Source organism: Roseibacillus persicicus (genome assembly GCF_014651675.1).
GTDB lineage: Bacteria > Verrucomicrobiota > Verrucomicrobiia > Verrucomicrobiales > Akkermansiaceae > Roseibacillus > Roseibacillus persicicus.
This window is the reverse complement of the sequence record NZ_BMXI01000002.1, coordinates 338,343-356,120: the sequence shown is the minus strand read 5'-3', so window position 1 is coordinate 356,120 and position 17,778 is coordinate 338,343. Positions and strand designations below refer to the sequence as shown.

The window sequence follows — 17,778 nt, the reverse complement described above, 5'->3', positions numbered from 1 at the left end:
TAAGGTCATCGCTTAATCTTGATTCTCTTGCCCATCTCTGCCACGTTCTCCGCTTCCCATTTTTCCCCTCATGAAGAACCTCTTGTCTATTGAAGAACTCGCGCCTCAGGAACTCCAACAACTGGTTGACCGCGCAGTCAATATGAAGACCCGCCGCGGCAATCACGAGTTCCAGCCGCTCGAGGGACAGACTTGGGCCATGATTTTCACCAAGGCCTCCACCCGCACCCGGGTTTCCTTCGAAGTGGGAGTTCGCGAGCTGGGAGGCGCGCCGATGTTTCTTTCCAAAAACGACATTCAACTCGGACGCGGCGAGCCCATCAAGGACACCGCCCGCGTGCTCGGTCGCATGGTTCATGGGGCCATCATCCGGACCTTTGCCCAAGATGACGTCGTTCAGTTCGCCGAATACGGCCAAATCCCGACCATCAACGCCCTCACCGACGATGAGCATCCCTGCCAGATTCTCGCCGACCTGCTCACTATCCGCGAGCGGCTTGGCACTTGGGAGGGCAAGAAGATCGCCTTCATTGGGGACGGCTTCTCCAACATGACGATTTCCTGGATGTGGGCGGCCAAACACTTGGGTTTTGAGCTCGTGGTGGCAGGGCCTCAGGAACACTTGCCCCCGGCGGAATTCATGGAAAAGCTCAACGCGCCCAATGTCTCGGTCACGAGCGATGCGAAGGCTGCAACCGACGGCGCTCACGTCATCAATACCGATGTCTGGCTGTCGATGGGACAGGAAGGACAGACCGAAAAGGAAGCGCTCTTTGGCCCCTATCAGGTCAATGCCGAACTTCTCGCCGGCGCTGCGAGCGGACACATCGTCCTGCACTGCCTGCCCGCCTACCGCGAAAAAGAAATCACCGAGGAAGTCTTGGAGAAACACGCGGACGTCATTTTTCAACAAGCCGAGAATCGCCTTCACGCCCAAAAGGCCGTCCTCGCAACCCTTGCAAACGCCTGGGCCATCTAACGGCTCATGGTGTCATAGCTTCGTCGAGACGGGTTCGGTGCGGACGATTCGGTGTGGGCGGACCGTCCCAGGGACAGGAATGTCCCCGCTCTGTCGGTAGGGCTGTTTTGCCAAAACAGCCGCGAAGGTTCGGGGAAGGTCCCCAGGCCTCCGGCCGTCGTTCGCGAAAGAGCCTTTCGAACATCCCGGAACACTCGCGGTCCTTTTAGCAAAAGGCCCCTACCGGAGCATGGACATTCCTGTCCATAAGCAGTGACTCGGGGTGTCAGAGCTTCGTGGGGACGGGTTCAGTGCGGACGATTCGGTGTGGACGGACCGTCCCAGGGACAGGAATGACCCTGCTCCGTCGGTAGGGCTGTTTTGCCAAAACAGCCGCGAGGGTTCGGGGAAGGTCCCCAGGCCTCCGGCCGTCGTCCGCGAAAGAACCTTTCGAACATCCCTGAACTCTCGTAGTCCTTTGATCAAAAGGACCCTACCGGAGCATGGACATTCCTGTCCATGAGCAGTGACTCGGGGTGTCAGAGCTTCGTGGGGACGGGTTCGGTGCGGACGATTCGGTGCGGACGGACCGTTCCAGGGACAGGAATGCCCCTGCTCCGTCGGTAGGGCTGTTTTGCCAAAACAGCCGCGAATGTTCGGGGAAGGTCCCCAGGCCTCCGGCCGTCGTCCGCGAAAGAACTTTACGAACATCCCAGAACACTCGCGGTCCTTTTAGCAAAAGGCCCCTACCGGAGCATGGACATTCCTGTCCATGAGCAGTGACTCGGGGTATCAGAGCTTCGTGGGGACGGGTTCGGTGCGGACGATTTGGTGTAGACGGACCGTCCCAGGGACAGGAATGTCCCTGCTCCGTCGGTAGGGCTGTTTTGCCAAAACAGCCGCGAAGGTTTGGGGAAGGTCCCCAGGCCTCCGGCCGTCGTCCGCGAAAGAGCCTTTCAAACATCCCGGAACTCTCGCGGTCCTTTTATCAAAAGAACCCTACCGGAGCATGGACACTCCTGTCCATGAGCAGTGACTCGGGGTGTCAGAGCTTTCGTCGAGACGGATTCGGTGCGGACGGTTTGATGTGGACGGACCGTCCCAGGGACAGGAATGTCCCTGCTCCTATCAACAAAAAGACCGCTCACTCGGAGCGGCCTATAAACTAAAAATCCGGAACGCAGAATTACTTGCCTGAGAGATAATCAGAAACACCACCGTGATCGGCGGTCATTCCTTTGTCTCCCTTTTGCCAATCCATTGGGCAAACTTCTCCGTGCTGCTCAAAGTGCTGCAGAGCGTCGACCACTCGCAGGCACTCACGAATCGAACGCCCCAAAGGCATGTCATTGACGACCTGATGACGAACCACACCTTCAAGGTCGATCAGGAAAAGGCCACGGTAGGCCACCAGCTCACCCTCGACACTGCGACGGCCTTCTTCATCAAAATCTTCCAAACCAGAGAGCACGTCATAGTCCTCCGAGATGGTCTTGTTGATATCGGCAACGAGAGGATACTTGACCCCCTGGATGCCACCCTTTTCGCGAGGCGTATTGAGCCAAGCCCAGTGAGAGAATTCGGAGTCAGTCGAACAGCCAACCACCGCAACGTTGCGAGCTTCGAACTCGGCCAACTCTTCCTGAAAACGGTGAAGCTCAGTCGGGCAGACGAAGGTGAAATCCTTGGGATAAAAGAAGAAGACTACGTACTTCTTCCCGAGGTATTGCTCGAGTGAAAATTCTTCGATGATGTTTTCTCCCTGAACCGCTTTGGCGGTGAAGGAGGGTGCTTTTTTTCCTACGAGTACAGGCATAGTTCTTTGTGATAGGGGTTGCTAAGAGCGCGGCTGCGATAAGCTCACCGAAGCCACGCGTCAAGACCTGCCAAGTCGATTTGCCAGACTTTCCGGAAGGATTGCGAACACCGGCGCTTTTACTCTTCTTTCAAGCTACCCAAGTAGTCGATCAAGGCATTGAACTGGTCCACAGTGAGACTCGAGGCGAGCCCCGCCGGCATCATGGATTGAGGCTGCTCTTCCCGCTTGGCAATCTCCCCGGTCTGCAGAGTGGTGACGACTCCACCAATGTTCCGCAGATCAATTTCCCCATCTTCCTCGCGGGTAATGAAGCCCAGATGAACTGCCCCATCCTTCATCGTCACCATCTCGGTACGGAATCCCTGCGCGACGGTCAGCCCGGGTTCGAGGATAGACTCGATGAGGTAATCGCGGGTAAACTTACTTCCGGCAGAACCCAGGTAAGGACCCTTCTGCACCTCATCCAAACTGATGGCGTGACAACTCGCACAAGCCTGTTGGGTGAAGAGAGTTTTTCCCAACTCGATATCACCCTTGCCGGCCCCAGCCATCACTTGGGCGGTCACCTCCTTGGCATCCAACGCTGCAACAAGCGTGCCTTGACTCTCAACCGCCGCACCTTCGATCGCTTCCTGCGCGGCCTTGGCAGCATCGATGAGAGCCTGATTGTCCCCTTCCATCGCCTTGGCAATGGGCCCTTCAAAGCCTGGCAACTTCATCTCCGCCAGAGCATGAAAATAGCCCAATGCGCGAGGGTCATTCTGCGCAATGGCCATCGCATTTTCTTTAAAGCGCTCCTTGATCAATGGGCTGCGGGAAAAGGTCAGAATCGCTTTCCACGCGATCTTGCTCACTTCGGGGGAAGCCTCGTTCCCAAGCTTTTCCAATTCCTTGATTTTAAGAATCAAGGCAGGGGCGTTGATAAACTCGTTGATCTCACGCGCAGATTCTTCGGCCAGTTCGGGTTCACTGCTCCACCCGGCAAGAATCTCAAGCTGATTTCGCAGACTGGACTTCATATCGGATCGGGAGACGGCACGATAGGCGGCCAGGCGCTGCTCCCATTTGCGCTCAGGGTCCAGAGCCGCTCCGATGAGCAACTTGATCTGCCCCTCTCCCGGGTTTTGCAAGCCCAAGGCCAACAACACCGGGTCCTGCTCCCCCAAGTCCATCTCCAGAACATTCAGCCGATTGGCGGCCATCATTTCGAGAGCCTTTTCCTTATCTCCTCCTTCCAACTTGGTGAAGGATTCCTCGAGAGCTTTGAGCGCCCGATCACTCCCTTCCCAACGCACGAGGGTGAAGTATGGCCCCCGATCATCGGGACGGGTTCCCCACCATGATTTCTCGTCCCAGGGACCTTCACGGTGAACCTGACGCGCCATCACTTCCATCACCTCCAGACGAAGTTGATGATCACTGCCAGCGTTTTTCAAAATTTCTTCCAAGCCTTCAACGACCTCCAGAGATGAGATCAACTTGAGAGCTCCCAACGCGACCCCGCGAGTCTCGGCGTCCGACACCGCAGCCAGACAGGCATCAACCGCCTGCAGATACCCCAGCACCTCCACCGCCGTGTGTGGAAAACGATAGTCGTCCTGCCCCTTCAGACTCGCCAGTTGATTGAAGCTGGCTGCCGCCGCCTTGATGAGTGCGGGAGCCATATCCTTGCGCCCTCCGCGCTCCATCGCGACTGCCGCCTGCAGCTGAACCCTCGCGCTTTCGTCATTCAACAAAGACTCAAAGGTCTTGCCAGGAATCTCGGCCACTTGACCCCGGCGATCAGCTGCCGCCCGGAGCGCAAACTCACGCACGTCCTCGGATTCCAACAAAGAAACAAGCGCGGGATTAGAGCCCTTGGGATCCATCTGCTTGAGAGCAAAAATGGCAGCGACCTTTCCATAAAGAGGAGTATCTCCCTGAATCAAATCGAGGAGAGCTTCAGTCAACTTGGCATTGCCTCCACGGCGCACCAGGATTTGCTGGGCTTCCAATCGGCGAACCGCACTGCGGTGGGCCAAATGCGACACGAGTTCGGCCGACTCCAAGGCTTCGAGGTCAGGCCACTTTTCAGCCTCGTAACCAGTCGGCACCACACGATGAATCATCCCAACCTTCACCCCTTTGCCTTGGAAGGCAAAACGGCCGTTCCGCCAGTCGGAGGTGTAGAGACGGGACTCGCCATCGACGTCGATGTCGGTCGCTCGCACAAGATTCATCCACTCCTCCTGCTCGGCGCGGAAGGTCGCCTCGTTGGTCTCGAGGTCGTGGTTGTAAATTTTTCCCGTAGTCCAGTCGCAGGTGAACAAGGTGTCGCCCAAGCCGTCAGGAAAGCCGGGTTCATGCAAATAGAGCGCGCCTGTGCCACTGCCGCCCCCGATATCCAACAGGGGTTTGACCGCCTCGTCGTTGAAATTCTTGTACAAGCGGGGATAGCCGTGATTGGAAAGATTGGTCTGATGGTGAACGCGGATGTTCCAGCCCTTGCCATCATTCGTATTATCACGGACAAAGAGGTCGAGATAGGGGCTAATCGCCACATCACACTGATTGCGCGTATTGTAGGAATAAACCTCCAGCTCGGTGCCATCGGGACGAACCCGGGCAACCCCACCCGCATGAAGGGTAATGGTCTTGCCATCAGTCCCCGTCGAAGAGCTCATGCCAAAGTCCCCGACCGCGATGTAAAGCCAGCCATCAACCCCCATGCGGACTCCATTGGTCGTGTGATCACCTCCGCGCTCTTCCTGCACACTTGCCCCCAGACCATCAACCAACTGCTTGGACTTTTCGGCCACCCCATCGCCATCCTCATCCCAATAGACGCTCAGGAAAGGAGGGTGAATCAGATAGAACTTACCATCCACCATATGACCTCCGCGGGGCGATTCCACCTCGGGGATAAAGTCCCAGAAGCGGTCGGCCTGCCCATCTCCATCCTCGTCGCGACAAGCCACCACCTTGCCACTGTAATCATGACCCAATGAACCATCCCAATCCACTGAGACATAGACCGTCCCATCGGGTCCTGCGGACAGAGCCGTAGGATATTCCACGTCGAAGGGCTGCGCAAAGACGGTTGTCTGAAAACCGTCGACCAGCACTTCCGTGCCCTCGGTCAGCGCAACAGCCGCTTGATTCTGGGATTTGACCTCGGCTGCAGGATCGGCATCTCCTGCGGATTCGGCATGAATCGGGGAAACAAAACTGCAGGAAAATACGAAAATCGGCAAACAATGAGACTTTTTCATCAAAAACTGAGCCGCAAATACGCCTGCAGACAGGCCTTCCTGTCAATCCTCTTCCCTCTTTCTAGCACTCAGGCCAAGCTCGCAGCAGATGAAAAAAGCATTTCTCCTCGGAGCCGGACTCGGCACCCGCCTGCGCCCGATGACCAATACCGCGCCCAAGCCGCTGGTCCCCGTCTTCCATCGTCCCCTCGCCACCCACGCCCTCGATCACCTCGCCGCAGCAGGCATTGAGGAAGTCGCCATCAACACCCACCACCTGCACAAGGAATGGGAACGCGCTTTTCCAAAGGGTCGCTATCAGGCCCTCAAGCTTCACTTTTTCCACGAAAAGGACCTTCTCGAGACCGGCGGTGGCATCAAGAACATCGAGTCCTTCATCGCAGGCGATCCCATCCTGGTCTACAACGGGGACATCCTCACCAACATCCGGATCGACGAGCTCATCGCCAGCCACACCGCTTCCGAAAACACCGCGACCCTCGCCGCCCGAACCGACGGCCCGGGCCAACACCTCGCCGTCCGGGGCTCGCAAATTATCGACATCCGCAACATGCTGGAGGTCTCCGAGGGCAGCCACCAGTTCACCGGAATCTACTGCATCAATCCGGAGGTCCTCGAACTCATTCCCGCCAACGAAAAGGTCTCCATCATCCCCGCCTTTCTGATCCTCGCCGGTCAGGGCAAGCTCGGCGCCTTCGACGCTGACGCCGGGCATTGGCTCGACCTCGGCACCCGCGAGGCCTATCTCGAAACCCACGGCATTGGCGCCCCTCTCGAAACCGGAAAAGACCTCGAGCCCATCCACGAAACCGCGCGCGTCGAAGTCGGAGCCACCATCACCAATTCCTGGATTGGACCCGACTGCGAAGTCGGCCGCGATGCCGACATCACCGACTCCATTCTCTGGCCCGGCACAGTAGTCGAAGCCGGTGCCAGTCTCACCAACTGCATCGTCCACTCCCCCACCCCCGTGGAAGGAAGCCACTCCAACGCGGACCTCTAACAGAGGCCTCGACCTTCCACCACGGACCGCGGTTCTTCAGTCCACTCCCCTGCGATACTTCTTCACCTCTTTAATCGCTTGCACGGCGGCATCGAGGAGGAGCTCGGGGAGGGCGGGATGGATATACATCATCGCAGCCATTTCGCGCACGTCGTTCTTCAGACGCATGATGGCGAGGACTTCGTGTAGAACGGTGGAGGCGTCGGGTCCGACGAGGTGACAGCCGAGAATGGAATAGTCGTCGGGGCTCACTAGCAGCTTGATTCGCGGGTAGTCCAAGCGCGAGGCCATCGCGCGGGCGCTGGCTTTCCAATCCTGAAAGATTTTCACGAAAGGAGTCCCCTTTTCCACCAGCTCCGCCTCGGTCGCTCCGACGGCCGCGATTTCGGGATCGGTGAAGACGGCATGGGGCACTGCTCCGTAGTCAATGGGGCCCTCTGCTCCCTTGAGCAGCTGCTGGCGCAGGTAGTGAATATCGTAGCTGGCCACGTGCTGCAATTGATAGCGGCCCGCGATATCGCCGGCGGCGTAAATGCCATCGACATTGGTGCGCAAGGAATCGTCCACCACTAGATAGCCGCGCTGGTCGAGCTGAAGGTCCGTATTCTCAATGCCCAAATTGTCCGTCGTCGGCACGCGCCCGATGGCAAAGAGCACTTGCTCGGATTGGTGCCTGCTGGTGGAGCCATCCGGACCCGTGAGGTCTAACAAAAATCCATTCTCGTTCTTTTCCAAGCCTGCCACCGTAGTCCCGAATGAGGTCGGGACGTTCTTGGTGAATTCCTCGCGAAAGACCGCCTCGATATCCTCGTCCTCGATAGGCAGCAAAGTCTCCCCGCGAACTAACAACCGTGTCTCGATGCCCACAGCTTCGAAGAAATTAGCCAGTTCGCAGCCGATGAAACCACCACCCACTACCGTGATGGAACGAGGCACTTTTTCCTTCAGCGGAAAGAGGTTTTCGTTGGTCCAAACATCCGCGAACGGGGTGGGCCGGGGCTTGGTTCCGGTGGCCACAACTATGACCTCACCGGCCAACTCTTCGCCATTTACCTCCACCACCTTGTTCGAAACAAAGCGCCCGTGCCCGCGATAGAGGTCGACTCCCTCCATGCGGCTTTCATAACGAGGATCAACCCCCTGGACCCAATCACCAACTTCCTGAAAGATGCGGGCCACATCGATCTCCTCCAGTGTGGCTTTGATAAAGTGTCGGTCGGCCTCCCGCACCCGGCGGGCAGCCTCCGCATAGCCGATCAGCAGCTTGGAAGGGACACAGCCGGTGTTGGGGCAAGTGCCCCCCAAACGATCCCGCTCGACCAAGGCCACGGACTTTCCTTCCTTTGCCGCCGCGATGGCCAGACCAGACGCGCGGCCTCCTCCCAAGATAACGAGATCGTAGTGCTTCATTCAAGAGAATGAATAACAGGGATGACCTTACTCCCCAGCAAAAAGGTGCCGATAGGTATCGCGAAACTTGCGTAGCTTGGGTGCGATGACGGCCTCACAGTAGCCAGCCTGCGTGTGGTCGTTGTAATAGTTCTGGTGCATGTCCTCCGCGGAATAGAAGACCTCGAAGGGCTCAATCTCGGTCGTGGCCCGGTTGCCGGTGGTGTCTTCGTATTCCGTCAAAACTTGGCGCGCGATTTCCTCTTCCTCTTCGTCGCGATAGAAAATCACGCTGCGATACTGGGTCCCGACATCAGCCCCCTGCTGATTGAGAGTGGTCGGGTCATGCGAACCCATGTGAACCCGGAGCAATTCTTCGAAGGAGATCACCTCGGGGTCGTAGGTCAGCTCAATCACCTCGGCATGCCCTGTCTCGCCGGTGCAGACTTCCTGATAAGTCGGGTCCACCTTGTCGCCACCGCAGTAGCCGCTCACCACTTTTTCCACTCCTTTGAGCTGCTGAAACATCGCCTCGGTGCACCAAAAGCACCCGCCTCCAAAAGTCGCTTTCTTCATAGGGCAGAGACTGAACGAGAGGAATCCCTTTTAGCAATAGCGAATCCCTCTCGGGGACCATCTATCGGCCGCCCTGCAAAATCAACTGAAGGACCTCTTGGCGCGAGGAAGCATTCTCCCGAAAGAGACCTCGCATCGATGAGGTCACGGTTTCACTCCCGGGCTTTTTGATGCCCCGCATCGACATGCACATGTGCTGGGCTTCCAGGACCACCGCCACCCCCCGTGGACTGAGTTTATCCTCAATGGCATCCGCGATTTGGCTCGTAAGCCGCTCCTGAACCTGAGGACGTTTGGCATAGCCGTCGACCAAGCGGGCCAGCTTGGAAAGCCCCGTGATTCGCCCATTGGCTTCCGGCAAATACCCGACATGGGCACGCCCGAAAAAGGGCACGAGGTGGTGCTCGCAGATGGAGTAAAAAGTGATGTCGCGCACGATGATGATCTCATCATGATCGACTTCGAAAGTCTTGTTGAGATGCTCGGCGGGCTCTTCTTGCAGGCCACCGCAGACTTCCGCGAAGTAGCGCGCCACTCGCTTGGGAGTATCCAAGAGACCGTCGCGATCCGGATCTTCACCAATGGCGGCCAAAATCTCCTTCACCGCCTTCGCGATCCGTTCGTGGTCAACCTCTTTGCTCATCGTCGGCCCCGCTTTACATGCTCAACCCGCGCTTGGCGATCCCCAGTCGTGAAAAAAAAACGGAGGCCCAGTCAGGGAGAAAGATGCAGCTTGCACTTCAATCGTGCAAGTTGCGGCAGCCATTCCTAAGAAAGTTACGGCTACCGCACCAGCGTGCCCTCAGGCTTTTCAGCCCCAAGGTAGCGACGATTGGCAACCGTTAATTGGTCTTCACAGGCGATTGGAATTCAACGCCTTCCTCCGCCATAATGTATCCCCCGGCCGCGCCCGCAGCGAGAGGAACACAGGACGAAAGAGCAAGGGCTCCGAAAGAAAGGGCGAGTAACAGTAGGGATGGTTTCATGATTTTCATCCTCTCCCTTTTCGCATTCGGAATACCAACCAGCATCTGGACTACGGAAAGTCGAAAATATCGCTTAACGCTTCCGACGAAGACTGAAACCTAGTCCAACGAATAGCAGCAACGCGGACGAAGGCTCGGGAATCAGCTCCAGCTGAACGCCATTGAACCCAGTAAAGCTATTTCCTCCTCCGGGACTGGAGTCCTGAATGAAGACCCCGGGATTCAGCGGGTCCTCGATGATATTTGTATCAGGGTCTGTCCAATACCAATAGATTTCGAATTCGTGATTGGAACCGCCCCAAGTTGTTGGAACTACATTCTCGAAAGTCCCGTAATGAACTCCCTCATCAAGCGTTCCCGAGTAGGCCGGCCCGCCTGAGTTCGCCAAGCTCAAGTAGACAAATCCACCCGCGCCATCCGATTGCTTCAAGAGAAAATTGGCACCCTGAAGTCCATTGTCACCTGCGGCAATCAAATGGAGGTTCCATGTTTGACTCGAATCAAGGTCAGTCGATGCCCCTTGGTCATAGATGGTCATGCGCCGTCCAACCCCGGCAAATGTCCCGTTGGGAAGCGCGATTGTCCCCGTGCTGTTGTCACGCAGATAATGATAATCCTGTGCCAAGGTGTCGGTACCCCACGAATGCGAGCCTCGTCCTCCTCCTAGAACACCATCGGAATAATTCTGGATGGCAGTTGAAGCCCCCGAGTGGGTAAGCAAGGTGCCACTACTTCCTGTAGCGGGGTTGGTGACGTAATTCCAAGTATCACCGGCTCCACCCACCACACCTGCTCCGGAGTGCACTCCGTTGCCGTTGTGATAGTCGATATTTATCAAAGTCCCGACGGAGAGCGCTCCGAAGCCCGTCCCCGCTCCGAGGATTGACAGCAAACTGATTGTTGTTTTTGAGTTCATGGATTTTTTCCTCGCAAAAATGCGAGTAACCATCAGTCCCTCCCAAAAACGGAAATGTGACAAGAAGCAAAGGCAAACTGACTATCTCCACCCAACTATTTGACGAAAATCGTTAAATCCTCCCGCCCCCGCTTATTGATTATCCAACAAACCAAACCACCCCAAGAACCAGCGCCCCATCTCGCCGGCATGAAGTAGAGAGCCGGTGCGGAATCAATACTTCTACAACAACTCGGCGCCAAGCCGCAGAGTGTAGCTCTTCGGAAAATCCTCTGCTCCGAAGCTTACCTGGATGGTCACTCTCTCCAGATCCTCCGTCGCGTCCTCAGTAGCCACTTCCTCGGCCATCTCCCCTTCCGAAAGATTGTTCCAATTGATGAAATCCGTGCTGCCAAAGTAGAGGTAGTCCACATCTGCCACCAACTTGGGTCGCAGGTAGGAGAACTGAATCAACTTCGCCTCCGGATCGATAGAATGTAGGCGGAGATCCGCGCCACTATCGATCACAAGCGGATCACTTCCGAAGACATACTCTGCAGTATTGGTCAGTCCGTCGCCATCCGGATCCTGCGAAAGTCCTGACACATTAGGATCAGCGAGTTGTTCTGGGCTAAAATGCTCCAAACGCCAGCTCGAAACAAAATCGGCCAAAGGGGAAAAGCGAGCGTTGAGCTGCAAATTCCGGCTCACAGTAAAGGTCAGCTCGGGATTCGTCACCGACGAGTTGCCATTCCAACGGATGAAGTAGTTCCCCTCATCAGGCACCGCAGTGAACGTCACCGTTTCACCTCTGGTGTAATACTCTTTATCAGGGTTCACCGTAACGGTTCCCGGCCCCTCCGAAGTGACCGCAACAGTGTAGGCCGACTCAAACAAACCCACATCAGGAGACAAGGAAAGCGAAGTCGTCTGCCGAGCAAAAGGATCGTCCCCAGGAAAAACACTCCCGGGAAAGTCACCCAAGACCTCGACGCCAGGGCCATAGAAAACCCGAGTCCCCCGAACACTATTGAGGGTTGAATCACGCAAATCCAAAATCGCACCATCTTCTGCAAAGACCCGACCGAAAACGAGGGAGTTCCAAGCCTTGAAAACCGCGCCCGCTTTCACGTAGTAGACTTCAATGTCGGTAAAGGCTGATCCCGGAGCAACGGACTCCAGTATCGATCCGGACTGCACCACCACGACCCGATTGCTTGAGGAAAGCGCTCCTACGCCCTCGAAATATTCAAAGTCGACAATCGATCCTGCGGCCAGACTGGTACCATTTGCCGTCTCGACCAACAGCATCTCAGGCTGATTCCCACTCGACTGGAACATTACCTCCATTTCGGTTTGAGAAATCACCTCGCTTGCTGCTGACGCTGAATCGCTTTGAGCCAGAAAGAGCGCTGTCGCAGGTCCAACAAACCCCTCGCCCTCAAGCATCAGAGGGCTTCCCACCGGAACAACCTCAGGCGAACTACTGGTAATTTTTGCCAGCGAATCTTGATTCGAGAGACGGAAAACGCCCACAACCGTCACGTCGCTATTCAAAGTCAGCTCCAGAGAATTGAAACTTGAGTCCGCTTCGCCTCCCCACGACACAAACTCGTAGCCCGACGCAGGTTGAGGAGTCAGGGTGACAACAGCTCCATCGGGATAACTTTCCAAATCCGGATCGCGAAGAATCGAACCTCCCAGCCCCGAGAAAGTGGTCAGCTTACGCCCAGAGGAGAAACTGGCAGTGATTGTCGATTTAGGAATACGAACAGAGATTACGGAGTGCTCCGAGATGACCCCACCAGACCAGCCAGTGAAGAAACTTCCTTCGCCCGAGATGGCAGTCAACTCAACATCTACACCCGGAGGATAATACGGCCCATCCAAATCGCGACTCACAGTGCCATTACCCAAAATCTCGACTTCTAACTCATAACCGCGGCCAAAAGTCCCAACTGCGGGCGACAGAGAAATTGGAGTCAACTGCCGAGAGTATGAGACATAGGATTGTCCGATAATCTCCACGTTAACGGGCATTTCTCCAAGAATTTCAGTGGCCGGGCTATAATAAACAGAGGTTCTCCCTGCCAACGGGCTCGCGCCCTCTCGGAAATCAAGAACAGCCCCCTGCTCAGCAAATACCTTTACCGAGGCCAATTGCTCCCAAGCTCGAAAAATCGCTCCAGCCCTAACATAAATCACCTCCAAGGACCTCGAGGGATGAAAACTGGGAATTTCGTCCAAAACTGAGCCTGGAGCGACCACAAGAATTCTGTCCTCCCCTGAATAGCTTCCTTGCCCTTGAAAATAACCCAACTCAGCCTCCGTCAAATCAATAGCTAAGGTAGAGCTTGCACCGGTCTCCACAAGAAGAGCGCTTCTACCAGCATTCGCATTGAAAACAACCTCCATATTGAGATCGGACAAGCTGCTGAAAGTGGTAGCAACGTCTTCTTCGCCATGAATGAGAAAACTAGCTGCAGTAGGATTAGTCAGGCCACTACCAGTCAGAGTGATGGTTTCCCCAAGCGGAGCATAGGGCAAGTCCACCGCTGAAAGAGTAGCGAGATTGCCTTGTTCGACTGATTGAAAAATACCGATAACCTCAAGGTCCTGAGACATTGTTAGAACCAGGGGATTGTCAGTCCCACTCACATCCCCTCCCCAGCCTAAAAACTCAAACCCCGCCACTGCCTGAGGGGTCAGCGTCACGGTTGCGCCATCTGCAAACACCTCCAAATCCGGACTCTTAAGAATGCTTCCACCTGCGCCCGAGTAGGTCGAAAGTGTGCGACCAGTGGAGAAATTCGCGGTAACCTTCGAAGTGGGTATCGTCACCGAAATTGTGGACCCGTTCGAGGTTACGCCGCCAGTCCATCCATTAAAAGAGCCACCAACACCCGGCTCTGCAGTCAGTTCCACCACATCTCCATTCTGATAGTAGGGGCCCGCTGGATCTCGTGTCACGCTTCCGTCACCGACAACTTCAACTTCCAAGCCAAAGGCTTTCGTAAAGGGCCCTACTCCAACAGAAAGGGAGATGGAGGTCGTCTGGCGCCCGTAAGGGTCTGAGATCAGTGGAGGAGGAATAGTCGGCATCGTCCCTAGTATCTGCGTCGCGGGACTATAGAATAATGAAGTATATGGGTTCGGACTAAAGTTGGATGTCCGAAAGTCGAGTAAGGCCCCGTCCTCAGCAAAAATGTTCACAGTAGAAGCTCCCGACCAACCAGTAATGGCTCCTCCAGACTCCACATAGACCATCTGAACAAAGCCACTTGGCACCTGTAATCCTTGAAAAACAGCCCCACTTTTGACAACTAGCAGTTTTGGTAGAGTTTGCTGCGGACTAAAGGTCAGTGGCCCCGTGCCGGTAAACTCACGTATTTCATCTCCGTGAAAGTGTGAAGTCAGAGTCGAACCGGAGGCTGTTTCGATGAAGAGCTGGTTGTCTTGATTGACTGCGGAAGGAGTATAAACCACCTCCACCGTAGTATCGGAAACTCCGGTGAAAAATGCCGATTCTCCTTCCCCTGTATAAAAGAATGTCGCCTTGGTCGTATTCGCCAGCCCCGACCCCGTCAAAGTGATCGTTTCGCCAGCGGGCAAGGCAATCGGAGTGGCACTCTCAATCCTAGTGCCGAAGACTTGGGGTAAACAGAGCAAGGCGCCACTGAGAGAAGCAACCTTTCGGAGGGATAGGATTCGCACCTGAAAATCACTATCTGTTTGGCTGAACCTTTCAAGCCTCAACCTACATCCTTCTCATTCAGCAATAGGATTCAACACCTGACAATTTTGACCACTCCTCAAACAGGAAATACAAACTAACTTTCTTGCTCAGCAATCGCTCATCTCAAAGTTGAGAGCTACCGCAGGAAACGATGCACAAAGTTGCATCTCCAAGCAAACGCCCTCGAACGATTGCCCCAATTGCTACGCTTGGGCTTGCCATCTGGCTTGGTTTCACTATTTCCAGCCCTGTGCCTTCACACAAAACCCTCAGTTTCAAACTGCACCTTCCGGCCAAGACTTGGATGGCAGTCGCCCTGGCCATAGGCATGGTCGTTGCGGGATGGTCGACTTTCATCGCCGCCAGTCAACCGTGGATGGGTCTCCGGCTGGGATTGGCTGAAGGCAGCGAGAGCCAAATTGTGGTCGTGACAGCCAAGGGGCCCTCGCAGCACATTCCGGTCGGAACGGAAGTGGTGGCTCTAAAGTCAATGAAGCACCGCATTGAGCTCGAGCCCTTCGACCTGATCACCGAGCCCGATGGCCTGATGAAAGACTTTGCGGAATATGGTCGCTTTCTTCTCCGCCAAAATGAAATCGCGCAGATCAAGAGCTACGGCCAAAACAACTCCTTTGATCTCATTGCCGCAGACGGCACCGTTTACCCCATTAAGCCCGATGCCGAAGGACGCCCTCTCTCCAGCCTGCCTCCCGATTTTTGGGTTCAGGTTGTTGTTGGGTTTCTCGCTTGGATGGTCTCGGCTTCCGTCTTCATCTTTCGACCCCGGCAACAGAATGCGCGCTATCTCCTCTTGAGCGGGGCCGCAACCCTCGTCTTCACCACGGCGGCCGCATGCTACACCACGCGCGAACTCGGCTTCGATGGCGAGACCTTTCGCTGGGCCTGCGATATCAACTTTCTCGGGGGCAGCCTCTTCGCTGCCAGCTTCGTCGCGCTCCTGCTCTACTACCCCCGCAAGATTGCTCCCCGCTGGGTAGGGATCGCGGTGGTCTCTCTTTTTGTCCTTTGGTTTGTTCTCCAGCAGCTGGGCTTTTTCGAGTCCATGGTGTTTGCACGCCGCTTCCTGGTAATGCTCGGGGTTCTCGCCACCTTCATCCTTGCAGGGGTGCAATGGTTCGTCACTCGCAAGGAACCTTTGGCCCGTGCGTCGTTACAATGGTTCCTCCTCTCATGGCTCCTCGGCACTAGCCTCTTTGCGGTCTTCATTCTGCTACCGCAGATGTTCGGCATCGATACCTCCTCGATTCAGGGATACGCCTTTTCACTCTTTCTCCTCGTGTATGGGGGACTCGCTTTCGGCATTCTGCGCTTTCGCCTTTTCGAGATTGGGGACTGGTGGCGGGGAATTCTGACTTGGACCGGAGCGGTGCTGCTTCTTGTGCTGTTAGACCTCCTGTTTCTCTATGGACTCAAATTGTCAACCGGGGCCTCGCTCAGCCTCTCCCTCCTCATCTCGGGGCTACTTTGGCTGCCATTTCGAGCCTGGCTCTGGAAGATGATTACTCGGCGAAAGAAGGAAGGCTTCCGCGCTCACTTCGATAAGCTAATGGCCATCGCCGCCAACCCCCACGGCTCCACCGCGCAGCAGGAAGCTTGGCAAAACCATCTGCAGCAGGAATTCTCCGCACTGGAAGTCACCGCCCTGACTGACGAAGTCAACGAGGCGGGCTTGGATCGCAACGGGCTGGATTTACTGGTGCCCGGCATTCTAGGCCAAGCAGGAATTCGCCTCAGTCATGCCAGCGAGGGACGACGATTGTTCCATCCCCGCGACATCGCGGAGACCCGGGAAATGCGTTCCATGCTGAACCATATTCTCGATAGCCTCGACTCTTATAAAAAAGGCATCCTGCAGGAGCGAAAGCGCATCGCCCGCGACGTACACGACAACACCATGGGCAACCTTCTCAGCGCCCTGCATCAAGGCGAAACCGACTCGAAGGATGAGAAGATTCGAAACAGCATCCGCGAGCTCCGCCAAATCATCAACGACCAACCCGTGGAGCGAGGAGACTTCACCAGCTTCCTCGCGACCATGGAGAATGAGTGTCGACAACGGGCCGAAACAGGAGGCCTCGCCTTGGAGTGGAAAGAGATTGGCTTGGCAGAAATCGAGCTCGATAGAACTGCCATGCATGCGATGAGCTCCATCCTGAGAGAAGCACTCACCAACATTCTCAAACATGCCGAAGCGACCCGAGCCTCTATCGAGTTGAGAGGTCGGGAGCAGCACCTCGAAGCGGTCATCAGCGACAACGGCAAAGGCCTGCCCCCCATCCAAGGGAACTCGGGCAATGGGTTGAAAAACATGGAATCTCGACTTGCAGAATTGGGTGGAGAGCTTTCACTTCCCGAGTCGGAAAAGGGTGCGGTCATCATCGTGAGCCTCCCCCTTGCTGAACGTTCGTGATGAAGAAGGCACTGATTGTTGAAGATATTCCGGAAACCGCGAACTGGGTTCGCCGGGTTGTCGAGGAGGCTTTTCCTGAGATTAAGGCGACCCTTGTGAGCACGCTCAATGAAGCGCTGTGTGTCCTCGAGAAAGACTGCCATCCCATGGTGCTCGTCGATTTGGGTCTACCGGATGGTTCGGGCCTGGATATTCTTCGCTACCTGCAACGGCAACAGAACAAGACTCTGGCCGTGGTACTGACCGTGATGGCGGAAGACGAGATGTTACTCGCGGCCTTCTCAGCAGGAGCGGCCGGCTATCTCCTGAAAGAACAAAGCGCAGCTGAGATGAAGGAAAGCCTCCTGCGCCTGGAGCAGGGCAATCCCATTCTCTCCGCCTCTATCGCGAGACGCCTGATTGACCACTTCCGCCAAACCGGTCCGGAGAAGGCGGAAGACAGTGGGCTGACTTCACGCGAGATTGAAATTCTCGCCCTGATCTCACGCGGCTTTCGGAACAAGGACGTGTCTGAAAAACTGAACATCAGCGAGAACACAGTCGCCTCCCACATCAAGTCCATCTACCAAAAGCTCGCCATCTCCTCGCGAGCGGAGGCCTCGTTCTACGCCACCAAATTCGGCCTCTAACGCTTTCCCACCTGTTCAGGGGATAGACGGGTTTCCGATTCCGGATCTACGTTCATGCAAGAGCGTGGAACTAACCTTCTTTGCCATAAGGGGTAACGACCATCC

12 protein-coding genes are annotated in these 17,778 nt (G+C 55.8%); 4 read left to right on the top strand and 8 right to left on the bottom strand.

The window, feature by feature from the left end:
- Window positions 1-70 precede the first annotated feature (70 nt).
- Complete coding sequence (gene argF, locus IE099_RS03660; RefSeq protein ID WP_189567450.1) at window positions 71-979, top strand: ornithine carbamoyltransferase; 909 nt, start codon at window positions 71-73, stop codon at window positions 977-979.
- A gap of 1,165 nt (window positions 980-2,144) precedes the next feature.
- Here the strand turns inward: argF and IE099_RS03655 are convergent.
- Together IE099_RS03655 and IE099_RS03650 are read right to left on the bottom strand one after the other, a co-directional pair.
- A complete protein-coding gene (locus tag IE099_RS03655) occupies window positions 2,145-2,774 on the bottom strand; it encodes a peroxiredoxin (RefSeq protein WP_189567449.1) in 630 nt (209 codons plus the stop codon).
- Between the two features lie 119 nt (window positions 2,775-2,893).
- Complete coding sequence (locus IE099_RS03650) at window positions 2,894-6,028, bottom strand: DUF7133 domain-containing protein (protein WP_189567448.1); 3,135 nt, start codon at window positions 6,026-6,028, stop codon at window positions 2,894-2,896.
- A gap of 88 nt (window positions 6,029-6,116) precedes the next feature.
- Here IE099_RS03650 and IE099_RS03645 point away from each other — a divergent pair, with 88 nt between their 5' ends.
- Window positions 6,117-7,031: a nucleotidyltransferase family protein gene (locus tag IE099_RS03645; RefSeq protein ID WP_189567447.1), complete on the top strand. Its 915-nt coding sequence runs from the start codon at window positions 6,117-6,119 to the stop codon at window positions 7,029-7,031.
- 36 nt (window positions 7,032-7,067) lie between these two features.
- On the opposite strand, the gene IE099_RS03640 is transcribed toward IE099_RS03645, so the two are convergent.
- The 6 genes from IE099_RS03640 to IE099_RS03615 all read right to left on the bottom strand — a co-directional run bounded on the left by IE099_RS03640 (window position 7,068) and on the right by IE099_RS03615 (window position 14,591).
- A complete protein-coding gene (locus IE099_RS03640; RefSeq protein WP_189567446.1) occupies window positions 7,068-8,441 on the bottom strand; it encodes a dihydrolipoyl dehydrogenase family protein in 1,374 nt (457 codons plus the stop codon).
- 27 nt (window positions 8,442-8,468) lie between these two features.
- A complete protein-coding gene (msrA, locus tag IE099_RS03635) occupies window positions 8,469-8,996 on the bottom strand; it encodes a peptide-methionine (S)-S-oxide reductase MsrA (protein ID WP_189567444.1) in 528 nt (175 codons plus the stop codon).
- A gap of 61 nt (window positions 8,997-9,057) precedes the next feature.
- On the bottom strand, window positions 9,058-9,639 hold the full coding sequence (folE, locus tag IE099_RS03630) for a GTP cyclohydrolase I FolE (RefSeq protein ID WP_189567442.1): 582 nt from the start codon (window positions 9,637-9,639) through the stop codon (window positions 9,058-9,060).
- Between the two features lie 199 nt (window positions 9,640-9,838).
- The gene (locus IE099_RS03625) at window positions 9,839-9,982 is read right to left on the bottom strand and encodes a hypothetical protein (protein WP_229809371.1); all 144 of its coding nucleotides are present in this window, start codon (window positions 9,980-9,982) and stop codon (window positions 9,839-9,841) included.
- Between the two features lie 73 nt (window positions 9,983-10,055).
- Window positions 10,056-10,898, bottom strand: a complete 843-nt coding sequence (locus IE099_RS03620) for a PEP-CTERM sorting domain-containing protein (RefSeq protein WP_189567438.1) — start codon at window positions 10,896-10,898, stop codon at window positions 10,056-10,058.
- A gap of 222 nt (window positions 10,899-11,120) precedes the next feature.
- Window positions 11,121-14,591, bottom strand: a complete 3,471-nt coding sequence (locus IE099_RS03615; RefSeq protein WP_189567436.1) for an InlB B-repeat-containing protein — start codon at window positions 14,589-14,591, stop codon at window positions 11,121-11,123.
- A gap of 272 nt (window positions 14,592-14,863) precedes the next feature.
- Between IE099_RS03615 and IE099_RS03610 the strand changes: the two genes are divergently transcribed.
- Together IE099_RS03610 and IE099_RS03605 are read left to right on the top strand one after the other, a co-directional pair.
- Entirely contained in the window at window positions 14,864-17,044 is a 2,181-nt protein-coding gene (locus tag IE099_RS03610; RefSeq protein ID WP_189567434.1) for a sensor histidine kinase, read from the top strand.
- Window positions 17,044-17,673 carry a LuxR C-terminal-related transcriptional regulator gene (locus IE099_RS03605; protein ID WP_189567431.1) on the top strand — a complete coding sequence of 210 codons (630 nt, stop codon included), beginning with the start codon at window positions 17,044-17,046 and terminating at the stop codon, window positions 17,671-17,673. Before IE099_RS03610 ends, IE099_RS03605 begins: the two co-directional genes overlap by 1 nt.
- Window positions 17,674-17,778: the final 105 nt, after the last annotated feature.

Bases quoted from the DNA above. Each gene is read 5' to 3' on its own strand.
- argF (WP_189567450.1), top strand. From the start codon at position 71: ATGAAGAACCTCTTGTCTATTGAAGAACTCGCGCCTCAGGAACTCCAA.
- IE099_RS03655 (WP_189567449.1), bottom strand. From the start codon at position 2,774: ATGCCTGTACTCGTAGGAAAAAAAGCACCCTCCTTCACCGCCAAAGCG.
- IE099_RS03650 (WP_189567448.1), bottom strand. From the start codon at position 6,028: ATGAAAAAGTCTCATTGTTTGCCGATTTTCGTATTTTCCTGCAGTTTT.
- IE099_RS03645 (WP_189567447.1), top strand. From the start codon at position 6,117: ATGAAAAAAGCATTTCTCCTCGGAGCCGGACTCGGCACCCGCCTGCGC.
- IE099_RS03640 (WP_189567446.1), bottom strand. From the start codon at position 8,441: ATGAAGCACTACGATCTCGTTATCTTGGGAGGAGGCCGCGCGTCTGGT.
- msrA (WP_189567444.1), bottom strand. From the start codon at position 8,996: ATGAAGAAAGCGACTTTTGGAGGCGGGTGCTTTTGGTGCACCGAGGCG.
- folE (WP_189567442.1), bottom strand. From the start codon at position 9,639: ATGAGCAAAGAGGTTGACCACGAACGGATCGCGAAGGCGGTGAAGGAG.
- IE099_RS03625 (WP_229809371.1), bottom strand. From the start codon at position 9,982: ATGAAACCATCCCTACTGTTACTCGCCCTTTCTTTCGGAGCCCTTGCT.
- IE099_RS03620 (WP_189567438.1), bottom strand. From the start codon at position 10,898: ATGAACTCAAAAACAACAATCAGTTTGCTGTCAATCCTCGGAGCGGGG.
- IE099_RS03605 (WP_189567431.1), top strand. From the start codon at position 17,044: ATGAAGAAGGCACTGATTGTTGAAGATATTCCGGAAACCGCGAACTGG.